The sequence below is a fragment of the Erythrobacter westpacificensis genome (genome assembly GCF_039542285.1).
In the GTDB taxonomy this organism is placed as follows: Bacteria; Pseudomonadota; Alphaproteobacteria; order Sphingomonadales; family Sphingomonadaceae; genus Alteraurantiacibacter; species Alteraurantiacibacter westpacificensis.
The window spans coordinates 31,305-57,920 of the sequence record NZ_BAABHV010000022.1; the positions used below are offsets into that span (position 1 = coordinate 31,305).

The 26,616-nt window shown below is 58.8% G+C and carries 27 protein-coding genes and 1 pseudogene; 21 read left to right on the forward strand and 7 right to left on the reverse strand.

The window, feature by feature from the left end; translation table 11 throughout:
- Positions 1 to 17 precede the first annotated feature (17 nt).
- Complete coding sequence (locus ABFX23_RS15265; RefSeq protein WP_346033850.1) at positions 18 to 1,445, forward strand: NAD(P)/FAD-dependent oxidoreductase; 1,428 nt, start codon at positions 18 to 20, stop codon at positions 1,443 to 1,445.
- Between the two features lie 217 nt (positions 1,446 to 1,662).
- On the opposite strand, the gene ABFX23_RS15270 is transcribed toward ABFX23_RS15265, so the two are convergent.
- On the reverse strand, positions 1,663 to 3,411 hold the full coding sequence (locus tag ABFX23_RS15270) for a mechanosensitive ion channel family protein (protein WP_346033851.1): 1,749 nt from the start codon (positions 3,409 to 3,411) through the stop codon (positions 1,663 to 1,665).
- A gap of 131 nt (positions 3,412 to 3,542) precedes the next feature.
- Between ABFX23_RS15270 and ABFX23_RS15275 the strand changes: the two genes are divergently transcribed.
- Entirely contained in the window at positions 3,543 to 4,343 is an 801-nt protein-coding gene (locus tag ABFX23_RS15275; RefSeq protein WP_346033852.1) for a TetR/AcrR family transcriptional regulator, read from the forward strand.
- Between the two features lie 123 nt (positions 4,344 to 4,466).
- Here ABFX23_RS15275 and ABFX23_RS15280 read toward each other — a convergent pair whose 3' ends face one another.
- Together ABFX23_RS15280 and ABFX23_RS15285 are read right to left on the reverse strand one after the other, a co-directional pair.
- Positions 4,467 to 4,772: a hypothetical protein gene (locus ABFX23_RS15280; RefSeq protein ID WP_346033853.1), complete on the reverse strand. Its 306-nt coding sequence runs from the start codon at positions 4,770 to 4,772 to the stop codon at positions 4,467 to 4,469.
- Positions 4,773 to 4,787: 15 nt separating this feature from the next.
- Positions 4,788 to 4,967 carry a ribbon-helix-helix domain-containing protein gene (locus tag ABFX23_RS15285; RefSeq protein ID WP_240484756.1) on the reverse strand — a complete coding sequence of 60 codons (180 nt, stop codon included), beginning with the start codon at positions 4,965 to 4,967 and terminating at the stop codon, positions 4,788 to 4,790.
- A gap of 204 nt (positions 4,968 to 5,171) precedes the next feature.
- Here ABFX23_RS15285 and ABFX23_RS15290 point away from each other — a divergent pair, with 204 nt between their 5' ends.
- The 3 genes from ABFX23_RS15290 to ABFX23_RS15300 all read left to right on the forward strand — a co-directional run bounded on the left by ABFX23_RS15290 (position 5,172) and on the right by ABFX23_RS15300 (position 7,721).
- Positions 5,172 to 5,423, forward strand: a complete 252-nt coding sequence (locus ABFX23_RS15290) for an ATP-binding protein (protein WP_346033854.1) — start codon at positions 5,172 to 5,174, stop codon at positions 5,421 to 5,423.
- A 53-nt stretch (positions 5,424 to 5,476) separates the two neighbouring features.
- Positions 5,477 to 5,935, forward strand: coding sequence for an ion channel (locus tag ABFX23_RS15295; protein ID WP_346033855.1), 459 nt, complete (start codon positions 5,477 to 5,479; stop codon positions 5,933 to 5,935).
- A gap of 343 nt (positions 5,936 to 6,278) precedes the next feature.
- Positions 6,279 to 7,721, forward strand: a complete 1,443-nt coding sequence (locus ABFX23_RS15300; protein WP_346033856.1) for a nitrilase-related carbon-nitrogen hydrolase — start codon at positions 6,279 to 6,281, stop codon at positions 7,719 to 7,721.
- 85 nt (positions 7,722 to 7,806) lie between these two features.
- Here ABFX23_RS15300 and ABFX23_RS15305 read toward each other — a convergent pair whose 3' ends face one another.
- On the reverse strand, positions 7,807 to 8,439 hold the full coding sequence (locus tag ABFX23_RS15305) for a tyrosine-type recombinase/integrase (RefSeq protein ID WP_346033857.1): 633 nt from the start codon (positions 8,437 to 8,439) through the stop codon (positions 7,807 to 7,809).
- Positions 8,440 to 8,980: 541 nt separating this feature from the next.
- On the opposite strand from ABFX23_RS15305, the gene ABFX23_RS15310 reads away from it, so the two are divergent.
- The 11 genes and pseudogenes from ABFX23_RS15310 to ABFX23_RS15360 all read left to right on the forward strand — a co-directional run bounded on the left by ABFX23_RS15310 (position 8,981) and on the right by ABFX23_RS15360 (position 19,424).
- Positions 8,981 to 9,379 carry a single-stranded DNA-binding protein gene (locus ABFX23_RS15310; RefSeq protein ID WP_346033858.1) on the forward strand — a complete coding sequence of 133 codons (399 nt, stop codon included), beginning with the start codon at positions 8,981 to 8,983 and terminating at the stop codon, positions 9,377 to 9,379.
- Between the two features lie 122 nt (positions 9,380 to 9,501).
- Entirely contained in the window at positions 9,502 to 9,939 is a 438-nt protein-coding gene (locus ABFX23_RS15315; RefSeq protein ID WP_346033859.1) for a hypothetical protein, read from the forward strand.
- A 239-nt stretch (positions 9,940 to 10,178) separates the two neighbouring features.
- Positions 10,179 to 10,400 carry a hypothetical protein gene (locus tag ABFX23_RS15320; protein ID WP_346033860.1) on the forward strand — a complete coding sequence of 74 codons (222 nt, stop codon included), beginning with the start codon at positions 10,179 to 10,181 and terminating at the stop codon, positions 10,398 to 10,400.
- 667 nt (positions 10,401 to 11,067) lie between these two features.
- Entirely contained in the window at positions 11,068 to 11,397 is a 330-nt protein-coding gene (locus ABFX23_RS15325; RefSeq protein ID WP_346033861.1) for a hypothetical protein, read from the forward strand.
- A pseudogene (locus ABFX23_RS15330) lies at positions 11,387 to 12,738 on the forward strand (type IV secretion system DNA-binding domain-containing protein); the annotation flags it as partial. The gene ABFX23_RS15325 and the pseudogene ABFX23_RS15330, both read left to right, overlap by 11 nt.
- A 447-nt stretch (positions 12,739 to 13,185) precedes the next feature.
- Entirely contained in the window at positions 13,186 to 16,095 is a 2,910-nt protein-coding gene (mobF, locus tag ABFX23_RS15335) for a MobF family relaxase (RefSeq protein ID WP_346033862.1), read from the forward strand.
- Positions 16,096 to 16,259: 164 nt separating this feature from the next.
- Complete coding sequence (locus tag ABFX23_RS15340; RefSeq protein ID WP_346033863.1) at positions 16,260 to 16,598, forward strand: hypothetical protein; 339 nt, start codon at positions 16,260 to 16,262, stop codon at positions 16,596 to 16,598.
- Entirely contained in the window at positions 16,595 to 16,972 is a 378-nt protein-coding gene (locus ABFX23_RS15345) for a helix-turn-helix domain-containing protein (protein WP_346033864.1), read from the forward strand. Before ABFX23_RS15340 ends, ABFX23_RS15345 begins: the two co-directional genes overlap by 4 nt.
- Positions 16,973 to 16,975: 3 nt before the next feature.
- On the forward strand, positions 16,976 to 17,986 hold the full coding sequence (locus ABFX23_RS15350) for an ImmA/IrrE family metallo-endopeptidase (protein WP_346033865.1): 1,011 nt from the start codon (positions 16,976 to 16,978) through the stop codon (positions 17,984 to 17,986).
- Positions 17,987 to 17,992: 6 nt separating this feature from the next.
- On the forward strand, positions 17,993 to 18,673 hold the full coding sequence (locus tag ABFX23_RS15355) for a C1 family peptidase (RefSeq protein ID WP_346033866.1): 681 nt from the start codon (positions 17,993 to 17,995) through the stop codon (positions 18,671 to 18,673).
- Positions 18,645 to 19,424 carry a hypothetical protein gene (locus tag ABFX23_RS15360; protein WP_346033867.1) on the forward strand — a complete coding sequence of 260 codons (780 nt, stop codon included), beginning with the start codon at positions 18,645 to 18,647 and terminating at the stop codon, positions 19,422 to 19,424. Before ABFX23_RS15355 ends, ABFX23_RS15360 begins: the two co-directional genes overlap by 29 nt.
- On the opposite strand, the gene ABFX23_RS15365 is transcribed toward ABFX23_RS15360, so the two are convergent.
- From ABFX23_RS15365 to ABFX23_RS15375, 3 genes are read right to left on the reverse strand one after another with little or no spacing between them, the layout of a single operon-like run.
- Positions 19,391 to 20,095: a uracil-DNA glycosylase gene (locus ABFX23_RS15365; protein ID WP_346033868.1), complete on the reverse strand. Its 705-nt coding sequence runs from the start codon at positions 20,093 to 20,095 to the stop codon at positions 19,391 to 19,393. The genes ABFX23_RS15360 and ABFX23_RS15365 overlap by 34 nt on opposite strands.
- Positions 20,092 to 21,270, reverse strand: coding sequence for a nucleoside triphosphate pyrophosphohydrolase family protein (locus ABFX23_RS15370; protein ID WP_346033869.1), 1,179 nt, complete (start codon positions 21,268 to 21,270; stop codon positions 20,092 to 20,094). Before ABFX23_RS15370 ends, ABFX23_RS15365 begins: the two co-directional genes overlap by 4 nt.
- Positions 21,270 to 21,461: a hypothetical protein gene (locus ABFX23_RS15375; protein WP_346033870.1), complete on the reverse strand. Its 192-nt coding sequence runs from the start codon at positions 21,459 to 21,461 to the stop codon at positions 21,270 to 21,272. The genes ABFX23_RS15370 and ABFX23_RS15375 overlap by 1 nt, the downstream gene beginning before the upstream one ends.
- A gap of 123 nt (positions 21,462 to 21,584) precedes the next feature.
- Here ABFX23_RS15375 and ABFX23_RS15380 point away from each other — a divergent pair, with 123 nt between their 5' ends.
- From ABFX23_RS15380 to ABFX23_RS15400, 5 genes are all read left to right on the forward strand, one after another.
- Complete coding sequence (locus ABFX23_RS15380) at positions 21,585 to 23,744, forward strand: metallophosphoesterase (protein ID WP_346033871.1); 2,160 nt, start codon at positions 21,585 to 21,587, stop codon at positions 23,742 to 23,744.
- A gap of 23 nt (positions 23,745 to 23,767) precedes the next feature.
- A complete protein-coding gene (locus ABFX23_RS15385) occupies positions 23,768 to 24,352 on the forward strand; it encodes a poly-gamma-glutamate hydrolase family protein (RefSeq protein ID WP_346033872.1) in 585 nt (194 codons plus the stop codon).
- Between the two features lie 177 nt (positions 24,353 to 24,529).
- A complete protein-coding gene (locus ABFX23_RS15390; RefSeq protein ID WP_346033873.1) occupies positions 24,530 to 24,823 on the forward strand; it encodes a hypothetical protein in 294 nt (97 codons plus the stop codon).
- Positions 24,824 to 25,022: 199 nt separating this feature from the next.
- Positions 25,023 to 25,781 carry an MvdC/MvdD family ATP grasp protein gene (locus ABFX23_RS15395; RefSeq protein ID WP_428831673.1) on the forward strand — a complete coding sequence of 253 codons (759 nt, stop codon included), beginning with the start codon at positions 25,023 to 25,025 and terminating at the stop codon, positions 25,779 to 25,781.
- 20 nt (positions 25,782 to 25,801) lie between these two features.
- Positions 25,802 to 26,605 carry a hypothetical protein gene (locus ABFX23_RS15400; RefSeq protein WP_346033875.1) on the forward strand — a complete coding sequence of 268 codons (804 nt, stop codon included), beginning with the start codon at positions 25,802 to 25,804 and terminating at the stop codon, positions 26,603 to 26,605.
- Positions 26,606 to 26,616: the final 11 nt, after the last annotated feature.

Here is a 26,616-nt window from a genome sequence, read left to right on the forward strand (position 1 = left end):
TTTGACATGCGCCCAAAATGAAACGAATAAGTTTACATATCATCGCTCGTCGCAATAGGAAGACCCAATTGCAAGGCCAAACGCTTTCGCTGAACCTGTCTCATCCCGAATCGGCGAACCGCCCCCGGGTCGTCATCGTCGGTGCCGGTTTCGGCGGCATGGCTGCAGCGCGCGCTCTTCGCGGCCATGCCGCGGAAGTGACGCTGATCGACCGAACCAATCATCACCTGTTTCAACCGCTGCTATACCAGGTCGCGACTGCGGCGCTTTCGCCGTCCGATATCGCTACGGCCACCCGTGTGCTGATGCGCGGTGGTTCAAACCTCCGTGTGTTGATGGCGGAGGTTGCAGGCGTCGATGTCAGGGCACGCTCGGTGCTGCTGCGCGATGGGCATCGGTTGCCATACGATTATCTTTTACTCGCCACGGGATCGGCCTCAAGCTTCTTTGGACAGGACAACTGGCGCGAACACACGCTGGTTCTCAAGACCATTGACGACGCGCTTGCCATCCGCGCGCGGTTGCTGGAAGCGTTCGAAGAGGCCGAGCAGTCGGCCGACGACACGGAGATACGACGCCTCCTGACCTTCGCTATTGTCGGAGGCGGCCCAACTGGCGTGGAACTGGCAGGGACCATCGCCGAACTCGCACGCGCGACCCTGGCGCGCGATTTCTCTCGCATCGATCCGCGCGACACGCGTGTGGTCTTATGCGAGGCGGGCGAGCGTTTGCTGTCGGGTTTCGATCCCGCGCTTTCGACCTATGCGGCCGAAGCTCTGACCTCAATGGGGGTTGAGGTGCGCACTGGCACGGCCGTCGAAGCCATCGACGCTAACGGCTTGGTGCTCGGTAGCGAGCGGATAGACGCAAGAGCCGTGCTGTGGTGTGCAGGCACTGAGGCCCGTCCGGCTGCTGGCTGGCTTGGAATCGATGAGGCGCGGAACGGTGCTGTATCGGTCCGGTCCGATTGTTCGGTGCCGGGTCATCCAAACGTCTTTGCGATCGGGGATGTTGCCAGTTTCGAAACAGGCGAAGGCCAGCCCTTGCCGGCTCTTGCGCCGGTTGCCAAGCAGCAGGGCACATATGTCGGGAAGCTGCTCGCGGCCCGTATCGCCGGTCGGCGCGAGCCCGGTGCCTTCCGCTACCGCGACTATGGTACCATGGCGGTGATCGGGCGCTCGCGTGCGGCGGCGCAATTCGGCAGGCTGCGGCTCACGGGATTTCTCGCATGGCTGGTCTGGTCACTTATACATTTGATGCTGCTTGTGGACTTTCGCAGCCGCCTGGTCGTCTATGTCAACTGGGCCTGGGCATGGTTTACTTACGGACGCGGGGCGCGGTTGTTGACGGGATCAACCACAAGTGATGCCCGTCAGCCGCCGCTCAGGAACCCTGAAAGCAGGGAAGCCGATGACGAGTGGCGGCCTCAGCCAAACTTCGAATAGCTGATCACGATCAAAGCACGCTCCCCGACCGCCATTTCGGACCTTTCGATGGCTCGCCAAGGTTCGCCATCCATTACCTGCAAGCTGTCGACCTGGCTTGCACGCGGTCGCAGGGCGAGCTCGAAGCCATCGACAGCGCCTCCTTGACGCTCCCGTTGAATCAACCAATCATCTCGATAGCAAGGAATTTAATAGGTCCTGAGCCTAGAGGCGACCGCTAGTCGCTCTCCGTCACCAGATGGACCGTGCGCGTCGGGAAGGCGATGGCGAGACCGGCCTCTTCCAGTCGCTCGAAAATTGCCAGCAGCAGTTCCTGCCGGATCAGACGGCTTTCGGCGTAGTCGGCAACTATGATGTAGGACCAGATCTCGATATCAAGCGAGCTTTCGCCGAAATGGGCGAATCTCGCGCGGAGGCCGTCATTGTCGACGGCTTCGTGGTCACGCAGAATCTGCTCGATGATCTCCACGGCCCTGCGCAGCTCGGCGGCGGAGATGCCGTATTCGACGCCGATCGTGGGATTGAACAGAAAGCGGTCGCGCTTGGCGAAATTCTCGATCTCGCGGGAGGAAAAATCACCATTCGGTATGGTGACGAGCGTCCGTTCGAGCGTACGAATCCTGGTCGAACGCATGCCGATATCCTCGACCGTGCCGACAATATCGCCCGCACGGCAGAAATCTCCAACCTGGGCCGGACGATCCGCGACCACGTTGAGACTGCCGATGAAATTTTCTACCGCCTTTTGCGCACCAAATGCCAACGCAATGCCGCCGATACCCAGTGCGGCCAGGCCCGTGGTCACGTCGAAGCCCAGCGTGTCGAGGATCGCGACCATCGCAATCACAGCCAGCAATATCTTCGCCGCGCGCCTGAGCAGAAGGACGACCGACACGGCCTGTCGCCGCTGTTGCCGTTCCATCCGAGCGGTCGTAACGCGCGCGACGGCATCGACCAGGCGTAGCCCGAACCAGGCAAGCGCTACCCAGCCAACGATACCGATATAGCGCAACAAGGTCTGACGAGCGACGATGGATGCTTCGATGCTCCCCGTCCACAGGTGGAAGGTCACCACGGCGAGAAACAGGCTGAGCGGCGGCAAGGCAGCCTGCGTGAAGCGATAGATCGCGCTTTTCTCGCGGTCGGCCACGAGGCGCCGCATGAAAGCCAGAAGTCCGGCCGATATCAGCCAGTAGAGAAGGAAGCTGCCGGCTGCGATCCCGAGCAAGAGAGCCCAGTCCAGCAGTGGGGCGCCAGCCACTTCTGCGCTTTCGCCGCCTTCCGGTTCAGCCGGATCCGTAGCCGCCGAAGACGCTGCTTCGAGAGCTTCGACCGTCTCCTGCGAAATCCCCCAGACCTCGCTGCCGGCAGGGCTGTCGGTCCGTGTGAGAAGGATCGGCAGGTTTTCCTCGCCGCCGAGCCTGCCTACCTCTTCGGTGTCGCCCGGCAGTCCATCGTCGAGACGCCCAATCGCTTCGTTCGACAAGGCACCGAAAGGCAGGAGCGTTCCCTGTTGGTCGAGCGCGGCTTGCAACTGGGTGGCCCAGATCGCTCCTTGATCGGCAAGTTGAGCCTCATCCTCTTCCGCAGACAGGTGGAAATAGTGAGCAGCCCTCGTGTAGTCCTTCGCCGCCAGGGCGCTGATCAGGCCGGTCACCGTTCCACGCGGCGTCTCGCGACTGAAAGGGTCGGGAGCAGGTGCAGCGGCCTGCTCGGCCATCGGCTCCGCCACAGGAGCGATTTGAGCGGAAGCCGGTGTTAAGGCGGCGCAAGCGACGAGCAATAAAAGGACAGAAAGACGGAGAACCGATATCGGTCCGATCTGGATATTATCTGGAAGGCGCTGGCCGTCGCAGTTCCGCAATGGCTTCAACCCTACGAACCTACGAATGACAGAGATTGCATTCCAACCGCTAGAGCTCGGCTCACTGATCGATCGGAGAGATTGCCTTGGATAAAAGGCCATTTTTGCTGGCGCCGGCGATGAAAGAAAGCAAACTCACCAGTACCATGGCGTTTTCCGTTGCGGCAGGCAAGCGTTCATGTGGGCATCATTAGTCCGCGTTGCCCGCTGCGGAGCTTTCCTGGCGTCAATGAATGGGTGCTACCGGCGAGAGAGGAAGAACCGCTCGACAGGACGACGTGATTCGGGGCCTTGCCTGGCAATGCCACAGAGGCCACGTCATACTGAGCGGCGGATCAAATGGCCGAAACAAAGCAATGGTGAGAAAATTGATGTCGCTTCCCCGCAGAACCGCGAGCGGCGGTCGTCCTACAAAGGAGGAGGCCGAGAAACTGGGCGAGCACATATTGCAGAAAGCGCTGCAGGAATTCATCACGAAGGGCTTCGATGCTGCACGGATGGACGCGATTACCGCTTCGGCCCACGTCTCGAAGCGAACGCTCTACGCACGCTACGAATCCAAGGATGAATTGCTATGTGCGACGATGGACTATGGTATTGCAAAGCATATCCGTCCGATGTGTACCCTTCCCGCCAATGGACCCGTTCGCGAGCGCCTCGAAGCGGTTGCGCGTAAATTTCTAGAAACCTCGCTCACCGCAGAAGGGCGCGGCATACAATCCTTGCTGACGTGGCTTGCCAATTACCGACCCAATTTGCAGAACAAGATCACGGGCAAGGCGATGGCTGACGTTACCGGCGTTATGGAGCAGATCCTGAAGGACGGCTATGCAAACGGGGAAATTGCATTTTCAGACTTCCCGGAGGTCGCTCAGATCGTCTTTCACTTGCTGTTCTCTCTGCCGAATTATGAAATACTGAGCGGTATGTTTCCCGAATATCATGGCGAGGAAGACGTCAGGCTGGACAAAGAACTTGATTTCGTGATGGCAGCACTTCGCACTGGTGTCGTCTTCCCGCCGAATGGGCCGTAAGCTGGCGCATATCTTGTAAATCAGTAGCTTCATTGCGTTGGTTTGAACCCCGACGTATTTCGGCATAAAACCTGCGTATAGTGCCTCCGGCTTGTGTGGATGGACGTGTTCGTTGTGGCCACTTTAAAAGTAGTGGCGAACCAGCGCTAAAGGCCGCGATTTACGCGGAGTAAACCAGTATCTTTCGGAATCGTCGTGATCGGAGTGTCCAGAAGATGACCTCGGCCAAACGTCCTCTGGAATCTCGTCGAGCAAAGTTCTTCCAGAGGCGGACCCACGCCCGAGCGTCTCGATCAACCCATCGTAGCGCTTGCGCCCCTTGACCTGCGCGCTTGCCTGATCTTCCTCCTGGAGTGTCGGCGTCACCGCGAGCCAGAATCGAACAAACAGCGCCAGCGTTTCGATCGTAAGCCCGGTGTTGCGCTCCAATCGCTGTACCTAGCGTTACAGCCGGTCGAGCCGACGCGCGAACGCCGATCCGAGACGATCGGACGCATCGAGCGACATATAGGAGGTGGCCGCCGCCTCGATGATCGCAGAGCGAGAAATGCGCTTGCGGATCGCCAACTCGCTGACCTGTCTTGCAAGCGCGGGCGGAAAGTAGATATTGTGCCCGATCCGCATCACTATCTCCTACAGATCAATGCCGTCGTCGGGATTGAGCGAGGCCTGCCGCGCAAGCCCTTGTAGCCGACACCGCCCGCGAGCTACGTGCTGGGCGATCCCACTGCACTTGAACGCATTTTCCGAAACCTCGTCGGCAATGCGCTGCGCCATGCCTCGAACGTGACCGTAAGGATTGTCTCGGAAGTTGATAAGACCTGCTGATTGTTGGAGGACGATGGGCCGGGTATCGTGCCCGAATATCTGTCTACGCTCGGCACAGCCTATGCCCGTCGCGATCCGTCAGGCGATCGACAGGCTGGCGGGGCAGGCCTCGGCTTGGCGATCGTGCGCGCGCCCGCCGAGGCGATGGGTGGCTCGGTCTCGTCCCGGTCCGAGCCCGGCCGAGGACTGCATGCGCACGTCTTCCTGCTTTCGGCGGGTGACAGCTCAGAATGGGCGAGACTCGGCCGCTGAATGACAATAACCGGAAGAGCACGTCCAAACTGAAAAAATGAGGTTCACAAACGATGAGTATCGCCGCTCAACTCGCGATCGGAACGTTGACCGTTGCACTCACGATCATAGTGCAAGCGGGGTTTGCTGCAGTAGCCTTTTCCGTCGATGACCGCTTCACACCGCCTCACACGCGAACAACACGTTTGGGCGCAACCCTGCTTCTCGCCGCTTCTACGGTATGGATGCTGTTCGCCATTACGCTGGCGGCTTGGATCTGGGCCGGCCTGTTTATTGTACTGGGTGCCTTTGAAGCGCTGGAACCGGCGCTCTATTTCGCAACGGTTTCCCTGACGACGCTGGGCTTCGGCGACGTTATCCTCGCGGAGGATGTGCGACTGCTGTCTGCGATCGTAGCTGCCAACGGCCTCGTCATGTTCGGTTTGAGCACTGCGTTTCTTCTCGAATTCGTAGGTCAGGTGCGTGAGGAGAAACGCAGTTCGACGCAATCCCGCATTTCGACGGTAGAATGATTTCGTACAGAGCCTGCTCGCTATGGCTCGCTTGAGGGATTGTGTCTGCCCCGCTCTAACCGCATCGTGCTGGCCACGTAGAAAACGCCTGGCTGCTCGGGTTTCGACGAATAGTCGGTGACCTGACGCTGGCGGAGACTGGGTGGGCAAAAGCGGAACGGCGGGTTGCGACCCTAACTGCGGACATCTTCATCAAACCGATGATGATCCCGACAGTAGTCATTCAGGCGTCTTCAGCAGAGCGCACCGCAACACTAGTGTGCCCGAATGTCTAAGCCGATTGTAAGAATGTGTGCGTCAATAGTAATGCTGCCATGATGATCCTCTTCGCCTATGGTGCGCCTTGACAGTTAGAAAAGCATTTTGGGCCTATGCGCTCGCCACGCTTTCCGGGGTCCTGCTCTCCATGAGCTATGCGATGCACCCGCTTTGGTGGGCTGCATGGATAGCTCCCGCCCCGATCATTTTCGCAACTCAGCTTGTTCCTGCATCACATCGGCGATGGCTGACACTGCTTACCGGATCGCTCGGCGGAATCAGCAGCTTCTCTTACCATCTCACGATTGGCGGTTGGCTGGTAGCCATCTTTATCCTTGTCTTGGTCGCCTTGGCTTGGTCCAGCGCGATCCGTCTGGCGGTGGCGCTTGCGGAAAGGGGTCAATTTCTTCCCGCAGTTTTCGCAGTACCGACGGTCTGGGCCGCGATCGATACGCTGTTGATCCATCTGTCGCCTCATGGCAGCGCCGGCAGCATCGCCTACAGCCAGATGGACGCTCTACCCGTTATTCAGGTGGCGAGCCTCGGAGGGATACCTGCCATCACATTCATAGTCCTTCTTGGTGGCAGCCTGCTTGGTTTGTTTCTCGGTTTCAGCAACGGTGCCGTTCGACACCGGCTGCTCGCCGCTAGCACTCTGGGAGGGACGGTGGTCGCTGCGGCGCTCGTTTTAGGCATCACCCGCCTAGACAGCTCTGACCAAGCAAAAGAGGCCAATGTCACGCTAATCGCGATGGAAGATATCAGCGAATTGCCACAAAGCTGGACAGCTTTTTGGCAGATTTACGGGGCGCAAATCGAGCAGTCGTCTAGGGCAGGCGCGATAGTGGTTCTGCCCGAAGATATCGTCCGGCTACCCCGAAATGAGGCTGAGGCAGCCGCGCGCAATCTTGCGGCTCTGGCTTCCGCTGACGACTCCACGATTGTCGTCGGCGTTTCAGTGGAAGATCCCGACGTGCTTACCCGACGGGCGCTAGTCGCTTTGCCCGATGGTACTTATCGATGGTATTTAAAGCAGCATCTAATCCCTGGAATTGAGTCGCAACTGACGCCGGGATCTCAATCGCTTGTGCTGCCTCTTGGCAATACGATCGTCGGTATCGCGATATGTAAGGACATGCATTTTCCTACATTGGGTCGCGAATACGGCAGCACTGACGCTCGCCTGATGATTGTCCCCGCCTACGATTTCGATATCGACGATTGGCTGACGGCTCGGATGACGGTTTTGCGCGGTGTCGAAAGTGGATTTTCGATTGCGCGTTCGGCTCGCAATGGTTTCAGCTTCGTCAGCGACCGCTATGGACGGGTGATCGCTGAACGCCGAAGCGGTACGACGTTGGGAGTTCTAGAAGCATCTGCTCCCATTAATGCGGACAGCGGAACCATTTACACTTCCATCGGGGACGTGTTTGGCTGGTTTTGTGTCCTGGGCTGGGCGGCATTGTTTTTTCTTCGCTCAGGGTTGTACCGACGGGCTCTCGAACGCTTTCGCTCCCCCATGCGTTGAAGGTCGGCTTTGGAGATAGTACTTCCGGTCAGCAAACCACCCAGAAGTGGACGCTGGGCTATTTGAAGCCAGCGCCCAACTCCGGTCAGATCTCAGTCTTCTCAGCGAGGGTAAGGGCGTCTTCTATGTCGACGCCAAGATACCGCACCGTGTTTTCGATCTTGGAGTGACCGAGCAAGATCTGGATTGCCCGTATGTTACCTGTGGTCTTGTATATGATCGAGGCCTTGGTTCGGCGTAGTGAGTGGGTGCCATACTCCTCTGGCGGCAAGCCGATAGCCGCAATCCATTCATCAACAAGCCGTGCGTATTGGCGCGTGCTCAAGTGTCGAGCGAGATGAACTCGGCTCGGGAAAACAAAGTCCTCCACGTCACCACCTCTGAGCTCCAGCCAGGCCAACAGACTTGCACGCGCGTCTGCCGCAATCTCAAACTGAACAGGCCGACCAGTCTTGCGCTGCGTAATTGTCGCTCGCGTTCTGATTTCCGGTCCACTGACCAGATCGCCGATCTTGAGCTCTACGAGATCGCAGCCTCTGAGCTTGCTGTCGATCGCCAAGTCGAAAAGAGCCCGGTCTCTGATGCGCTCTTCGCGATCAAGAAAGAAGCGGATCGCCCAAATCTGTTTTTGATTAAACGGTCGCTTGGGGCCGATCTTAGCGCCGAAGTTCCAAGCAACTCGGTTTTGAGCAGCAGGATCAAAATGCGAGTAAGTCATTATCATTCTCCTAGGCCGGAATGGCCTCAGAGAATGTCCGCTCTTGGCAACTAAGATCTCGGATGGCTACGTCTTCGATTGGGGCGCGTTGCTGACCTTCCGCAACGCTCGAAGTTGACCGTGCCAAGCGCTTTGCACTGTGGTCGTTCCTGCACATGTTCGGGTCTGCCCCCGACCTCGATGTGGTGTTCGAGAACGAGGAAGACCGGGAAGCAGCCCGCAACTTGATGGATCTCCTGGCAGCATCGGAAAGCGACGGCGAAAGCTGATTGCAGCGGGATCATGTCACCCTTCAGACCTGCACCCGATACCCATCCGGCTTTCTTCGCGAACAGTCCTGAACCAGGTCAGCTGAGGAGCCGCAACCCGTTCCTTTGACGGCCGTGTTGTCGCGCTTCGCGCGCCTGCCCGCACCACCCGTCATGAACAGGTTTCCCTTCGGCCCTTCAGGCCTCCGGTGCAGTCCTCCCATGCCCTGTTTCTTTCAGATGTGCGCAAGCCGGAGATGGTCTCCGGTTTGAGGAACTGAAGGAATATCACCATGACCAATATCGCAATCCTCACTGGCCGCATCGCCCGCGATCCCGACACCCGCGAGACCAAGGGCGGCACCAATGTCACCGGGATCACCGTCGTCACCGATCGCCCCGCGCGCGACAAGGACGGCAAGACCTACAAGGACGAGAACGGCTACACCGCCAAGGAAAGCGAGTTCCACCGGGTGACCTGCTTCAACGGCCTTGCCAAGACCGTCGGGCAGTACTGCTCCAAGGGCCAGCTGGTTTCGGTCCAGGGCCGCATCCACTACACCCAGTGGGAAGACAAGGACGGGGTCACGCGCTACGGCACCGAGATACTCGCCGACAAGGTCGATTTCCTCTCCCGCGGGAATGGCTCGGGTGACGACAACGACAACCAGGATGCTCCCGAGATCGACTGACCTCTCCCGTCGATCTCCCTCCCGAAGGGGTCCTGTCCAGCCGGACAGGGCCCCTTCCTCGCGTATGGAACGCCGAAGAACTTTCAGTAATCGTTTGCAAAAGCGGTGCTACGAAGAGCGCCATGACTGACCAGGCGATCGTTTGCTATCCGGGTGAGGCCGCGACTGCAGCCGAGGTTGTGGCACTTGCAAATGAGTATCGGATCGCGGCCCAGCTTCTCGTGCAGAATGGACGGCCTGGAGAGGCTAGGTCGCGGGCACCTTTTCGGATGGTCGCGATCCATGCGGTCGAGCTGTACCTCAACGCATTCCTTCTCCGATCGGGTCACAGCGCGGGCGAGGTCCGGGGTCTCCAGCACAACCTCGCGGCAAGGGCGGACCTCGCAGTCGAGGTTGGGCTGGTGCTGCGGAAGCGGACGCGGGAACACCTGCACGCCATGTCGCAGTCGCGCGAATTTCTTGTGACGCGATACGTGCCCAGCGGAACCAGCCTATCGGAGATCAATCGCCTGCAGGCGACGCTTACAGAGGTCGCGCAGAAGGTCTCGGCAGCTATCTAGGCCGGGACCGGAGGGGAGGGGGCCTGGCTCACGTTTTCCCATTCTGATGGCCGTGCAACCGGCGCGTCAAGGACGGCAGGGTCCCACCATTTTGCCTCCCCTTCGCTGCGCTGCGGTCCGACAAAATCGTTACCCCTACCGCCGCTATCGCGGTCGCCCTTTGGGGCGATCCCTGACCCGCCGGCCGCACGCCCATCCGTCCTGCTCCTGCCGTCAACGGCAGACATCAGGAGGAAACAATGGCTTCAATTGCTCAGCACAATTCGAACTCGGAACGCTACTTTGCCGCGCTGGCTTTGGCAGAGCGGCGGGCGCTGCACAGCTTCTTCGATCAGCACATCGTCGAGGACCGGGAATTGGGATATTTCGCGCTGGATGAGGGAGACTACAACGCACTTCCGGCGCACCTTGCAGAGCGGGTGGTGCACACGGTGCATGGTGCTATGCTCGATGAATTCTGACCCGACAAACAGGGTAGGGACCGGAAACGGTTCCTGCCTTTTTTCATGCTCGCAGATGTTAGATTGGTGATGGATCAGTGCTTGAGATAGGGCGTGCAATCGGTCGCCAATCGACACGATCAACATCAGTTCATGGGGCATAACGATCGCTCGCAATCGGCAATGCATTTTGCTCCCCTCACTTCAGGTTGTGACGAACGATCACATTGGGTGCACATGTTGGCTATTTGGTCCCCATTCTGGAACATTTGAGGAAAATCGTGGGCCATAGAGCCTGTTGCCGGACGATGGTTTCCGCCGCTCATTTTAACGCTGCGCTACGCTTCCATACTGAAACGAAAGCATCTTCTTCGCAAGTTGGACCGGGAGAACAACTGGTCACTGACACGCAGTTGAGAATGGGCTTGACCCAGCACACCGTACGCAGCGGATGCTGCAGATTTCCTGATATTTCTCAGTTAGATGTATGTGATTTTCACGGAATGGAATTTCTGAGCCAGTACCGCCGTGGTACCTTTTGAGTCCGAGTTGATTCGGCTCAGATGTTACTAAAGTTCTGAAATCACGCGCGAACTTATCGCTTTCCTACAAGCGTGCCACCGACTTAGAGTGATGCTCGCCTTCCGCAGGTCGAACCAGGCTTCTTGAAAATAAGGAGCTTGGAAAAATGCAAAGAAACTGTCGATTCCAGACATATGTTACCGCGCCTGTCGCGGACTGGATCAGGGCTGAGGCGCAGGATCGCCGGGTCAGCTGCAGCATCGTCATTAGCGACTGCCTGTTTGATTTCTGGCAGCGCTACATGGATGCTCAGTTGCGGCATCCGGCAACCGATCCGGTGCGCCAGAATGTCTTCATCACCGTCGCGCTTGATGCACTGCTCACGCACCATCCCGATCCCACTTTGCGCGAGCGAACGGTCGCAGCGTACCATCGCAAGCTCGAGCGTCTCGGGCTTGTTGCACCTCGTCCGGTGGGAGGCGATCATGAAGACTAATCTCGTCAACTTCACCCGCGGCAGCCAGCTGCTTGGCCATTTCGGCTTCATGTTCGCAGCAGGTCTCAAGGGGCCGCTGATCATTGGCCTGCTGGTCGTTCTTGGCCTCACCTGGTGGGAGGTCAGTTCCGCCCTCGACGACTACCAGATCTACCTCTTGTGGATGCATGTCTATGCTTCAGGCTACGCCTTCATGGAGTTCGATCCGGCCAAGCTCGTAAACCTGCGCATGCCCGATGGCAGCATGATCGGCTTTCCCATGGCTGTCGTCACCGACTTCCCCCCGATGCGCGAAGCATGGGCCCTGTTTGCCGGGGCGGTGAAGCATGCGCTGCTGCTCTCGGCTCTCATTCTCGCGCCGCTGTTTACGGCCTTCTGGTGGGTCGCCGAACACTTCGGCGAACGCTCCAAGCGCAAGCGCCATGTGCGCGGTGCTTCGCTCGTCAGCCTGGGTGAACTCGAGTCCGATATCGCGCATCACAACAAGCGCGAGCGCGCCCGCGAGTATGGCCGCGAGCTGGGCTGGAAGTGGCGGCTTGCCGGATCATCCGCGTTACGGAAAGCCGGGCTCTATGCGCCGGCGCATCTTGCCGGTGTCAGCTGGCCGTGGCGGCGCGAACAGAGCCACACCATGCTTGTCGGCACTACCGGCACCGGCAAGACCGTGGCGCTGACCGAACTCGTGAAGGAGATCCGCGAGAGGAAAGAACGCGCGGTGATTTTCGATCTCACCGGGGCTTTCATCGAGACCTTCTACGAGCCCGAGCGCGATGTGATCCTGAACCCGCTCGACGCGCGTTGTCCGGCCTGGAGCGTGTTCAATGACTGTTCCTCGCGGGCAGAATTCCATGCTGCGGCAGAATCGCTCGTGCCGCAGGATGGCGGCGGTGCCGAACAGTTCTGTCATCGCTCGCCCGGACCAAGCTTATACTCGCCACCGCCGACCGCGAGACCGCTACCTGGTGCTCCGACATCGTCGGCCACCGGGAGGTTCGCGAGATGGAGGAGGGGTATAGCTACGGCTACAACAATGCCCGTGATGCGGTCAGCCTGACGCCCCGGCGACAAGTCGTTCCGCTGCTCCTGCCCGACGAGTTCATGGGACTGCCGAGCCTCGAAGGCTACATCAAGTTCCCCGACGGGTTCGCGGCCGCGCCGGTTACGCTGACGCCGCGCAACTGGCCGCGCATCGCCGAGGGGTTTGTTGCTCGTGACACTTCGCGCAAACCACCTCCAGCCGATACCGACGAGCCGGATGAACCTGACGGCAAGGGCGGGGCCGGAGGAGGCGATGGCCCACCTGAGGCCGGTGAAGCCGGTGGCAGGGAGCGGGGTGTCAAGGCACGCCCTGCCTCGACCTCACGGGGCGATCGCAAGGCACAGAAAACGGCAAAGAGGGGTTCGCGACGGGCGGATAGACGGAGCCAGCATGACAAGGACCCTGCCAGGATAACCGACCCTGTAAAGGCGAACAGGCGAGAGGACCTCGACAAGATCGGGTCCTTCGACCGTCCCGCACAAGGCAGCCTTCCGCTGCCCGACAAGGCGCACGACAAGGATCCTTCCTTGCCTGCCGCCAGGGGGCCCAGGCGGAGCGATGTGCCCGATCCCGAGGCACAGCAACGATCCGACAAGGATCGTAACCAGGCCGACCGCCGCTTGCAGGAGGAGCAGCAGCGCGGGCTGCTGGGCGGTGCGGCGCGCGACCAGCCGGATCACGATCTCGGCGACTACGAGATGTGACCGGTTGAACGTCAGCAGAGGGGGAGAAGGAACAGGAAATAGACAATGCTCTCGATGGCCAATGTCCGTTCCCCCTCTGCGGCTGCCAGCTACTTTGCTTCCGACAATTACTACGCCCGCGCCGATGCTGATCGCTCTGGTCAATGGATCGGCAAGGGAGCCGAGCGGCTTGGCCTCAAGGGCCGCGTCGACGCCAAACAGTTCGATGCTCTCTTGCGCGGCGAACTCCCCGATGGTGTCCAGGTCGGCAATCCCGGTCAGGCGCATCGACCGGGCACCGACCTTACCTTCTCGCTTCCCAAGAGCTGGTCGTTGTTGGCCCTGATCGGGAAAGACGAACGGATCATTGCCGCCTATCGCGAGGCAGTGATCGAGGCGCTGCAATGGGCCGAAAGGAATGCAGCTGAAACCCGTCTCGTCGAAGGCGGCAAGGTGAAAACCGTCGCGACCGGCAATCTTGCGATCGGGCTCTTTCAGCACGACACCAACCGCAACCAGGAACCAAACCTGCACTTTCACGCGGTCGTCGCCAATGTGACGCAAGGTGAGGACGGGAAGTGGCGCACGCTCAAGAATGACAAGCTCTGGCAGTTCCAGACGTTGCTCAATTCGATCGCCATGGCGCGCTTTCGCACGAGCGTGGAGAAGCTCGGATACGAGACCGGTCCTGTGCTCAAGCACGGCAATTTCGAGGCGAAAGAGATCTCGCGCGGCGAGGTCATGGCCTTCTCATCGCGCCGCAAGGAAGTGCTCGAAGCGCGCCGGGGCGAGGGGCTTGAGGCAGGCAGGATTGCCGCGCTGGCGACCCGCGCACCCAAGGACAGCGTCGAGGACCGGGGCATGCTCGGAAAGCTCTGGTCGGAGACAGCGAGGTCGGTCGGGCTTGACCTGGCGCCCCTGGTCGCGACGGCCCGGCAGGTCGCTGACAAGCGCGAACGCGAAGGTTCGTCGCCGACGTCGCTGATCGAGCGGGGGAAGGCGCTGCTGGAAAAGTTCGCGGCCTATCTGCGGACCAATCCAGCCGATCCACTGGTCCCGAAAAGCGTACTCAAGGAGGATCGCGAGACAATCGCTGCGGCCCAGGCAGTTGCGTCTGCCGTGCGGCATCTTTCGCAGCGTGAGGCGGCGTTCGAGCGCACCGCGTTCTACAAGGCGGCACTCGACTTCGGTTTACCGACGACCATCGCCGCAATCGAGAAGCGCACTGCTGCCTTGGTAGCTGCGGGCCACCTCATCAAGGGCAAGGGCGAACACAAGGAATGGCTGGCATCACGCGAGGCGGTCGAGACCGAGCAACGCATCCTGGGCGAAGTTGCCAGCGGCAAGGAGACTATCGAACCCGATCTGTCCGAGAAGGAAGCAGAGACACGCGTGCAGGCGTCGGCCGAGATCGGTCACGGCTTCCGACTGAATGATGGACAGCTCGGGGCCGCGAGGCTGATCCTCACCGCGCGCGATCGCATCGTTGCGGTCCAGGGTGTTGCCGGGGCGGGCAAGAGCAGCGTCCTCAAACCCGTTGCCGAGGTGCTGCGCGAGGAAGGACGAGAGGTCACCGGGCTCGCGATCCAGAACACGCTCGTGCAGATGCTCGAGCGCGACACCGGCATAAAATCGCAGACCCTCGCGCGGTTCCTTGGTCGCTACCGGGAACTGCTCAACAATCCTTCACAAGCGCGGTTGCTGGCTGATGCCAGAGCGGAGCTTCGCGGTCAGGTCCTTGTCCTCGATGAGGCCTCGATGGTAGCCAATGACGACAAGGAAAAGCTCGTTCGTCTCGCCAATCTTGCCGAGGTACACCGCCTTGTCCTGATCGGGGATCGCAAACAGTTGGGGGCAGTCGATGCCGGCAAGCCCTTTGCCTTGCTGCAGAAGGCCGGGATCGCGCGCGCTGATATGAACACGAACCTGCGCGCACGCGATCCGGTCGTCAGAGATGCGCAGGCGGCCGCCCAGGCAGGGCACGTTCGCAAGGCCCTTGAGCGCCTTAAGGAGCATACCGTCGAAGCGAAGGGCGATGGCGCCATCGTGGCGGCCGAACGCTGGCTATCGCTCGGTCCCGAGGATCGCGAGAAGACCGCGATCTATGCGTCAGGTCGCAATATCCGGTCTGCGGTCAACGAGGCCGTTCAGACAGGTCTCCTCGCCAATGGCGAGATTGGTCCGGGCAAATTGCAGCTTGAGGTTCTCGACCGCGTCAACGCCACGCGCGAAGAGCTCCGGCATATGTCTGCCTATCGCACCGGCAGGGTGCTTGAGGTGCTCCGAAGAGAAAAGGCGCTCAATCTGAGGCCGGGCCGCTATCGCATCAGGGGATGGGACCCGAAGGGGCGCCAGGTCCTGCTTGAGGACAAGGAAGGCAAGCAGGGAAGGCTCGATCCCTCGCGGATCAAGGTGACCGAGGATCGCGACAATCTCGCCTTGCTCGAACCCCGCAAGCTCGAGGTGCATGAGGGCGACCGCATTCGCTGGACGCGCAACGACCACCAGCGAGAGTTGTACAACGCAGATCGGGCAAAGGTTTTGGCGATCGAAGGTGGCCGTGTCACCGTAGAAACCTCGAAGGGCCAGCATGTCGAGCTGCGCAAGGACGATCCGATGCTCAAGCGGATCGACCTCGCCTACGCGCTCAACGCCCATATGGCGCAGGGCCTGACCTCGGATCGCGGAATTGCAGTGATGGACAGCCGCGAGCGGAATCTATCGAACCAGAAGACGTTTCTTGTGACGGTGACGCGATTACGCGATCATCTGACCTTGGTGGTCGACAATGCCACACGCCTTGGTGGAGCGGTATCGCGCAACAAGGGAGAGAAGGCCTCGGCGATCGAGGTGACCGAACGACTTCGGTCAGCGGCGGAGCTTGGCTCGGGCAAAACAATGCCGAACAAGGCGGAAAGGCTGGTCGAGCAGGAACTGGTCAAGGAACGTAGCCGGTCGCTGGATCTGGGCTTGTAGCTTGCCATAGTTGGGAACTGCGCAAGTGGACACGAGAGCAAGCATTGTCGCCCGGTATTCCTTCTTGGTCATTGAGAAATGCCCCGCCTGGAGAAATGAAGGCTTGCATGTCGGAAAATCCGACATTATAGAGCACAAATGTAGCTAAATCATGCGAGGTCTTTATGGCGACCGTTGTCCATCCCGCGCCTGCAGTATCGGCCTTTCCCAAGGCCGATGTAATCACGGCGCTTACCGACGAGTTGCTCACTGTGGCGACGATCGAAGCGCAGCTGCGCGGCATCGCACTGCCGAACGATCAAGCGGGAACCATGAAGGCCGCGGTGCCCCTCGATTCGCTTTCGGTGGTGGATACGCTTTGCGCCATCGAGGCTGTGGTGGGCTTCGAACTGCGCGACAATATCGTGCGGACCGGGGGATATAATTCGATTGAAGAGGCGCTCGCCCACGTCGTGCCTCGGATCGAGAAGGTCTGGGTCAAGAAGAAAGGAGCCAAGCCATGAGCAATGTGGCTATCAGCCAGGAAAGCGATGACGCGGTGGAACGTCAACGCTTGGGCAACCGTCTGCGCGACGCGCGAAAATATCTCGGCCTCAAGCAAGACGAGGTGGCGAGCTATCTCAAGATTCCGCGGACGGCATTGACAGATATCGAGAATGGCCAGCGCCGGGTTGAGGCGATTGAGCTCACGCGTCTCGCCAAGCTTTACCGGCAGTCCGTCGCCTATTTCACGGGAGAGGATGAGGCGTCGGCAAGTCTGCCTCCGGACGTAGCGCATCTGGCGCGGCGCGTAGCCGATCTTTCAAGCGAAGATCGTGCCGAGCTTGGCCGGTTCGCAGAGTATCTGCGCTCGCGTTCGGTTGAGGGACAGGCCTGATCCATGGCGGGGGACTATGACAGTGCGGTTCGCGCAGGCGCGATGGCGGCAGGCAGGCTCCATCGCCGTCTCGAAATGCAGGCGCTGATCGGACAGCGCGGCGGCAACGTCGACGTCTTCGGCGCGATACATTCGCTCGATCTGCCGCTGCTGCTGCGGCCGCTCAAGGGCCTGCTGGGTGCTTATCTCAGCTCGCCGGCCCCTGGAGTGCTGGTAACCACCGAACGCCCCATGAGCATCCAGCGCTTCACCGCAGCGCATGAGCTTGGTCATTTCTTCATGCAACACGAACCCAGTCTGGATGACGAAAGCATCTTGCGCCGCATGCCGATGAGCCCCGAACCGGGCAATCAGTTCCAGGAAACCGAAGCCGACGCCTTTGCCATCGCCTTCATGATGCCCAAATGGCTCATTGCCCTTCACTGCGCGCGACAAGGCTGGACGGTCGATGAATTACGCCGACCCAATTTCGCTTATCAGCTCTCCTTGCGGATCGGCGCCAGCTATGAAGCCACCTGCCGAACCCTCTCCCGTTATAAATTGATCTCCGATGCCGTCATGCGCGAATTGCTCGATACCAAGCCGCGCAGCCTGAAAGTCGATCTGCTGCATGACTACCGACCCACTGATTATCGCGGCGATGTCTGGCTGCTGACCGAGCGTGACGAGGGTACGCGTATCGATGGCAGTCGCAATGACTTATTCGTCTTGCGCCTGAAGGAACATGCGGGTGGCGGATTTCTGTGGGATCTAGATCAGTTGATGGCGAGCGGATTTGCGGTGGTGCGCGATGAGCGTGAGGCACTCGAAGCCGACGCAATCGGCGGGCCGGTGGTTCGGCGCGTGACCGCGGCGCCAGAAGCAGCTCAGCGCGGCCGGATGTCGCTCAACGAGAGGCGGCCGTGGCAACCAGCCACAGCAAATGCGAGCCTCACAATCGACTATGATTTCACCGGCCCGGAACAGGAAGGCCTCTCCAGAGCCGAACGGCGCCATTTGCTTGAGGCTGCCTGACAACTCATGATCGATATCAAGACCGACCTGCGGCCGCTGCTTGGGCCTGTGCGCGATCAGGGCTCGCGACCGACATGCTTGGCATTCGCGGCGAGCGACACCCATGCCGGACTGCGCGAGGGATGGACGCCGTTATCCTGTGAATATGCCTTCTTCCATGCGCAGCGGCGCAGCGGGCGGCGGCATGACCAGGGCGCAACGCTTTCGGCCATGCTCGAGACGCTAAGGTTCGACGGGCAGCCAGCAGAAAGCGGGTGGCCCTATCTCGATGCGGTACCGGCCGATCCTGCTCATTGGACGCCGCCTGCCGATGTCGGTCCATGCTTCGGGCGAAAAGGCGCTCACGCCGCGCTCGATCTCGACCCGATCGTCGAGGCCCTCGACAGAAAGAAGCCGGTCATGCTGCTTACCACCCTGTCGCGGTCGTTTTTCGTACCAGCCAGCGAAGGCTTGGTCGATCCGGCCAATGACGAAAGTCCCGATCCAAACCTGCGCCATGCAATCGTGGCTGTAGGCCACGGCAAGGTCGCCAGCCAGAGCGCGATCCTAATCCGCAACAGCTGGGGCGCCGACTGGGGCTTGGACGGACATGCCTGGCTGACCGAGGAATTCCTGAAGCCGCGCCTATTCGCGACGGCAATACTGACGGAGGATATCGATGTATCTACCCGTGCCGCCGCAGCCTGATTGCGTCTCGGCCTGGCGCGAAGCCGTCCGCCTCGTGGACGCACAGCCAGGTCATCACGAATACAATGTTCTGATCGATGTCGCTAATCCGCTGGCGCGGGCCAGCCTTGCCGATCCGGTGGTGGCAGCGGTCGATGCCTTTCACGATGCTCATAGGGCCAAGCGCATCGAGACAGTGGCAAACACGATATTTCCAGCCGGGCTCTATCGGCGGTACGGTTCGCCGCAATTTTATGATCGTTTCCGCGACAACGTGCTGCCCAAGGTTCGCTCGAAGGAAAACTGGTCGGGTTATTACTTCGAACGAATGATGACCCTACCTCAACCCGAAGGCAAACCGATCAATCAGCTTGCCGAGATTATTGGACGCCTCAAGAATCCCTCCGTGCGCGCGCTCAACAAATTTGAGCTCAGCGTTTTCGACCCGGCGCGCGATGTTGATGGTTCGCCCTATGGCGGGCAGTGCTTGAGCTTTGCGAGCTTCAAGCTAATCGGCAGCGGAAACGACCGCAAGCTTGGTCTCACCGCCATGTACCGGAACCACTATTACATCGAGAAGCTGCTCGGCAATCTCATTGGGCTCGGGCGGTTGCTGCAGTTCGTGTGCGAGGAGTCCGGCGCCCAGATGGGTCCGCTGACGATCCTGTCGACGCATGCCAGGATCGATACAGACAAGTGGAACCGGTCTGACATCAACTCATTGCTTGAAATCTGCGATCAGGCCAACGCGGAACTCGCCGCAGCGGCATAGCGCGGTCGCAGCGGTAGTTCGGGCGTTTCGTCCTCGCTACCGGAAATGCCGTAGAGCTCGAACATACCATCGATGAATTCGCGCTGCCCGCCATAGCTTGGATGGCGGATTGCGGCGACCTCTGTGTCCAGTCCGCCAAGCGCCAGATGGGCATCGCGTCCGATCGCGACAATGCGCTTTGGCTGAACCATCGATACCAGAGCCTGTAACAGAGGCCAGGTGGCTTCACGCTCGGCGCGGCTATGGCAGCGATTGGACATGGGATCGTCCGCTTCGTGCGGATGGAATGGAAAGACGTTCCACAACATGACAGGCTGTCCGATACGGCCAAGCACCTGCCAGACGACTGCGGCAGTGCGTTCGGCAATGGCCGGACCCTGAGTGGCGCGTTCCAGAGCGATACCGCCCATAAGGGCCGACGCATGAGTCAAATGGACTTCGTCGGTCAGCGGCACCCCTGTACGCCGACCGCCGCGATAGCCGAGATCTCGGGCAATCCAGATCGTTTCGACATTTGCGTCGAGCACAGCTTCCAACATGCCTTGGAGATTGGCGCGTCGCCGGGCTGCGGCATCTCGCCGGTCATGGATCGAGCAGCGGTCGTGCCATGGGTTGAACACCGAAGGCAGATTTGTAGCCGCCAACGCCGAAACGAAACTCTTGGGGGTCATTGCGGCAACTCCTTGATACGCAAGCGACGGCGGGCGAAATCGATAGTGACTCGCGCCCGGCGGTTTTTCTGGAGGAAGCGGAAGGCCGCGTAACCCTGAAGAATTGCTTCCTCCCAGAGCCACAACGGACAGCGGTCAGCCTCGTAACCGGCGACGAATTGGCGGACATGCTTGAGCATGTCCAGCGGAAGTCCGCCCGGCTTCACCCCGTCGAAGAAATCCAGCTGTTGGGCCTGGCCAAATAGCCAGGAAGTGACACCTTCCTCAATCAGGATTGCGCGTGCGCCATCTTCAGCTTCGTCCAGCTTCGGGTCGCTCTTGCGCTTGAGGCGCAGCAAGGCGCGGATAACCGGTGACCAGCCTAGCACCGCGACATAGGCGTAATGGAACACGTCGTGGAACCGATAGTCGTCAGGTTCGATGGCGTTGTCGGTCAGTCGGTCGCCGACATAGACACCGCGCGAACGCTGGAAGACATAGGCCTGACCTCGCACCTTGCGCTCGTAAATGTCGATTTGCATCGAGCGGGGCAGCTGCTCTTCGGCGTCTTTGTCCGCATCGAAAGCGGGCGGATAGATGCGTTCGCGTGGCCATCGATCGAAAATCTTCTGCAGGTTCTTGATTGCCGCGGCCTCAATGGTGATGCCGGAATCGGTTGATGCACGAATGAGGCAACGCGTAACTGCAATAAGTCTTTCGGCGACATCCTCGCGATGCTGCGTCGAATTCCCGCCTTCGATTGCACGAGCGAGGAGCCCGACCTCGCTGGCCAAGGCCAGCAAGCTGTGTTCGAATTCGGGCATTGGCGCTTTGGCGAGCGGCATATGCGCAGGCTGCAGGGCGTGAAGGCTGATTGCTGCGTTTGCGCCCGCAGCGTAAGTGCCATCCGTGTCCAGTGCAGCGGCAGCTATGTCGCTCAATTCCAAGCGGTGACGCCGTGCGATAGCGGCAAGATACCACAGGACATCACCAATCTCCTCGGCGACAGCTTCGGCGTAGCCAAGATAAGAGGCGGCATCGCGCTGTTTCTTCTTGGCCTCGGCGAGCAGGCTGCCCGTCTCCCCAAATAACCCGAGCATGGTGAAGCCGATCGTGCCCGATCCTTTTCGTTGATCGGTACGCGCGGCCTCACTCGCATACTGATCGACGGTCAGAGTCACGAACTCCTCCGACATCAACTTTGCTTTCGCCTATCGACCATCGAATCCGCGGGGACGGATATTCCGTACTTCGACAGCGCGCGGAGCACGACGACCCGCATTGGAACGCGTTCCTGAACCGCGTGCCGTTCGAGGGCTTGCTTGGTTTCCGTCGGCACCTGGACCTGGAGATACTCGTCGAGGCCCACTGCTTGCTCATTTTTCATGAAAATATGAAATCATAAAATCATGAAAAAGGCAATGACGACTTCCCTCGCTCCTGTTGAATGTTCCGAAGCTGATCGTCATGAAATGTGTGCTGCAGCGCTTTGGCTCGCTATGTGTCTGTTATGACCACACCACTTATCCTCCACATCACGGACGCCCATGTCACTGGCCACGGCGTTGAGATCAGGCGCGACGACTTCAAGGTCAGAATACCTGGTATTACTCATCCAACGAGAGAAGACGTACTCGATCTCTTGCTCGCTCGGCTTGCGGAACGATTGATCAACGATGGCCGCAAGCTCGATGCCGTGGTGTTCTCAGGAGATGCTGCGCTGGGCGGCCAACTTGCTGGCCATAAGGCGCTTTACGAGATTATTAGTCGGAATCTTGAGGTGGTCGGTATTGATGCGTCGAGGATTGTTGCCACTCCGGGAAATCATGATGTCCCCCAGGGCGAAGACCCAGGAAGCGAGGAGCGGTACAAAGCCTTCATCGATGCCTGGCGATCTTCGGGTTGCATTACGCCGTGGCTGGATGGTGTAGATGGCAAGAACGCGGTCAATTCGGATATGCATAGACTGGTAGCGGAAGATCAGTCTTGGGCGATCTTCCCACTCAACAGCGCCAACTGGTCACATACGACCTCTCTTCTGGATCCGCCCCTCGCAACGATCTGGGACCAGATAGAAGGTTTGCTCACCGTTTCGGACAATGCTGAAAAGGCGAAACTAAGAAAACAGCTCGAAAGCTTGATCCGCTACGATATGGCTAGGGTCTCCGAGGATCAGCTCGAGGTCTTCAGGCAGCTCGTAGATGAAACTCCCGGACCGAAAGACGGTCCGCAAGTCCGGATAGCAGCGATCCACCATCACCTTCGAGCGCCCTCGATGCGTGAGGAAATCAAGGCGTTTGCAGATTTCACTAATCTCGAGCTTCTGTGGGCGGCCCTCGGTGAACGACGGATAGATATCGTTCTGCACGGCCACAAACATGAACACGCTGCCCGCCACAAACTGCTGGCGGGACCGGATGGCAATCGGCGTCGCGCATTGATCATTTCAGGAGCAACGTTCGATGCGCGACAAGAGGCAGATGCGGTTCGTACTCTTGAATTGAAGGGCCTTCCCTGGGTGCCATCAGTCGACCTCGAACGATTTTCGATCGGCCGAGGCGGATTGGATCTCAAAGCATTAGAAAGAGAATCAATTTCGCTTTGGCGACCAACCGATGCCGGCGAAGGCTCGACCGTGATCCACGGTACAAATCTTGATGAGGTCTACCAGCGCGCCTGCGAAGCTGCTCAATCCGAAGCGAATGGAACCACGCTGATCGTTGATCTCGATCTGCCAACGACAGAGGGCAAGGCGGTGCCAATCGGCTACCCAGCACCAGCATCACTTGAAGATCAGGAACGAGAACGCTGGTTCAATGAGCTCGCTGGATGGTGGCAGCTGCAACATTCGAGGCTTGAGAAGCGCGTTCCATACCATCATGGAGGCCGACTGTACCGCTACGCCGGCGCTTTCGACCAAATATCTCGTGTGAAGAAGATACTTGCGCGCAAACCGAGCAGCAGGGCTTTGGCAATTCTGATTGATCCTATCCGTGATTTTGATCCCGAAGGCGAGAATGAGGATTTTGCGTCTTTTTGTTCGGTTCAGTTTCGGAAACGGGAGGTTGGTCCAAAGTCCTTCATTGTAGACATAATAGCCTATTACCGTGCTCAGGAATTCCGTCGTTGGTGGCCAATCAATATTGCGGAGCTGCGAGCACTACAGTTGATGGTCTGCGACGGTACACGGATCCTGCCAGGCCGAATCACCACAATGACCGCCGAAGCTCGAGCATTCGGTCGCTCGCCGACAGAAGTCTCGGTACCCGTGATTGACCGTTGGCTCGACCAGCATCCGGCGAGGCTCTTTCTTCTTGCAACCTACCTTGCCAACGGTTCGAAGGCCGAGACAACGGATGCACGCCAGGCGGTGATCGATGGGTGGATGCAATCGATTGCAGAGTTCGAACAGGCAGCAGAACAATTCAACCAAGATGGCGTGCCGCTCGCGATAGAGGGGCTGGATGCTTTGGCGTGCTACATCGATGCTCTCGAGCCGACCGGCGAATTGAAGCGATTTGCAGAGGTGCTCAAGGGTGTCGTGAATGCCAACCGGGCTTATGCCGATACGAAACAGGAGAGGACAGATTTTGACCGCTGGGGCGCTCGGCCGCTCCTTCCAGAACTTCGGGAATTGAGTGCGAAATTGCTCGGTATCGCTGCGAGTTAGACTTCTAGTCGGAAGACGGATGTATGGTGGATCGATATAATAGCTTCGCTGAGTTGGCGGCAAATGAACGACGCGGAATTGATTATCGCATCCGCGTTGTGGATCGTGGAGCAAACTTTACGATCTTGGCACCTCATGGAGGGACGATTGAACCGGGGACTTCGGAGATCGCCGAGCGCATCGCCGGAACTGAATTCAACCTCTATTCCTTCGAGGCGTTAAGGAATGGGCCGCATGGCGATTTTCACATAACGTCCCACAGATTCGATGAACCGGAGGCTCTAGATCTCCTGCAAGCCTCATGGACCGCAATTGCGATCCACGGACGGCAAGACGATGGAACTGAGACGGTCTGGTTGGGCGGGCTTTCTGACGCCTTGCGCAATGCAATTGGCCACTCGCTTCGCAGTCAAGGTTTTGCTGCAGAACCAAATAGAAGGCTTCCTGGTCAAAGCCCGAAAAACATCTGCAATCGGGCTCTGTCAGGCGAAGGTGTCCAGCTTGAACTGCCTCGATCACTTCGACGTCGTTTGGTTCGCGAAGCCGACCTAATGCAGAGTTTTTCTGGTGCCATTCAAGATGTGGCTAGTCCTCTTCTCAACCCTTGACCCCGGCCAACTCTTGAAGAAATGTACTCCGCTTCCAATGCAGCCGACTGCAACCGGTGAGCCAACTACACAATTGGGCAGCAAACGAGCATGACGACAACGACAATCGCCAGATCAAGTACACGGGAACCGTATCTGTTGCGATTTGCCACACCGCGGAGCGCCTCGGCTCAGGAAATGCCTGGGCGTTATTGCGAGGCGCGGCAGCTGTGGGTGGTCGACGTTGAAGGGGAGTCACGGCCCATCATCGAGGAAGCCTCCGACATGCTTACTCAAACGCACACAAAAACCATGACCCAGGTCGAAGCAGACGATCACGATCATGAGCGTGGTGCAATGGCAGAAACCTCCACCTATACCAAAGTTCGGCAGGAAGCTGACGACCAGGATGCATCGCTAGCCTTGCCCGAGATTCAGACCAAAACTGACATTCAGCAGGAGACTGATGATCAGGTAACGGGCGTGGTTTGATTTTTGGGAGGGCGCCACGTTGATCCTCCTCGCCACCAATCGGAGGGACGTAACCACCGACTTCGTAGTGCTCGAACTCGAGCGCCGAGGAATAAGTTTCTTCAGGCTAAACACCGAAGACATCCACACTTATCGTGCCGTTCTTCCGAATGGCGATCCTAGACAGCTCCGCCTTAGGGGGAAAGACCGAGAGTTACATTTGAGTGAAGTCAGCGCGGCTTACTACCGTCGGCCAATGCCACCCGAGTTTGGTGACCACGCCCCGGCGACTGCTGACTATCTCCAAGCCGAGTGGTCCGCCATGCTTCGAACCATCTGGAACGCCCTTGATGGTCGCTGGCTGAACTGTCCGTTTGCCATCCTGCGCGCCGAAGACAAACCACGCCAGCTGAAGATCGCGCAGCAATCAGGTCTCAGAGTACCGGAAACTCTCGTAACCAACGATCCGGACTACCTGCTTCCTTTTGCCATGCGTGGCGAAGTAGTGGCAAAGCCGCTTCGGCACGCCCTTATTGAAGATGGAGACAAAGGACAGGTCATCTTCACTTCTCGCATAGCGTCGTTGACGAAGGCCGACATGAACAGCATCGAACGCGCGCCTGTCATCTTCCAAGACGAGATTCATAAGCAATTCGATGTTCGCGCGATAGTTGTTGACGATCAGGTCTTTGCAACCGCCATCGAGTCACAGGTGCACCGGGACACCAGCGTAGATTGGCGCAAGGGTGTTCGAACTGACCTCGTGCATCGCTCAATCGAATTGCCAAATGACATAGAGAGAGCATGCATCACCGTAACCAGGGCCCTTGGCCTTCGGTATTCGGCAATCGATCTCATTGAGGATACGGAAGGTCAGCATTGGTTCCTTGAAGCTAATCCCAACGGACAGTGGGCATGGATCGAACAGCGAACGGGCGCGCCAATCAGTTCTGCCATTGTTGAAGGACTATCCGCATGAGGCCGTTGCGGTGGCTGGACATGATCTTTCCTTACATCGAACCTCTCACGGTTGAAGAAATAGATGTGAAGGATGCATGTCTCGACCTAGATGTCGGAGCCATCAAAGAGGCGAAATTCGCAAATGAAGCGGATCGGGCACTCGATGAAGCCCAAAGAGTAGCCGCTGCCGAAACAGAGAGAGTTCGAACCGCAGAAAGTAAGGCGACAACATATCTGGCAGTTCTCGCTGCTCTGGTTCCGCTTGTCATTACTCTTCAGGCCGCCACTTGGGAGGACAAGTCTGGACCTGCTCCCGAAGGGTTAAAACTCGGGATCATGTTCATCGCCACAGTCTACTTGGCTGCGGCGGGATATCATGCCTTTAGGACGCTGCAGGTGTCAGGATTTCAACGCGTTGCCGAAAGCGAGGTAGCCGCTGCTTGGCGGACACCAAGACCCTTGCAGAAGTTGGCACGAAGCACTTTGCTAGCGTCACGCAGATCGAGAGACGCGGTGAACGCCAAAGTGACGAGGATCAAGGTCACACACCAGCATCTCGTAAGAGCCTTTGGGGCCTTCGTGCTGCTTTTGTCGCTTGACCCAATATTTTACGCATTGGATTTCGTTTGGGGCGAGATCGGGTCGCCAGTTCCCATGGAAGTTGAGCAAACAAATGAATTGCCAGAAAGTCGACTCCAAGTTCCAGAGGTCTCGACAACGCCTGGGACAAGTGTGCTAGAACCCGAACCGACATCTATCGCGACAACCCCCGAAGAGCTTTCTCATCGATCTGATAATTCCAGCCCGGAAGAAAAAGGCTCTCTGGCAAGAAACCAGCCATAGCCTCTGCACGT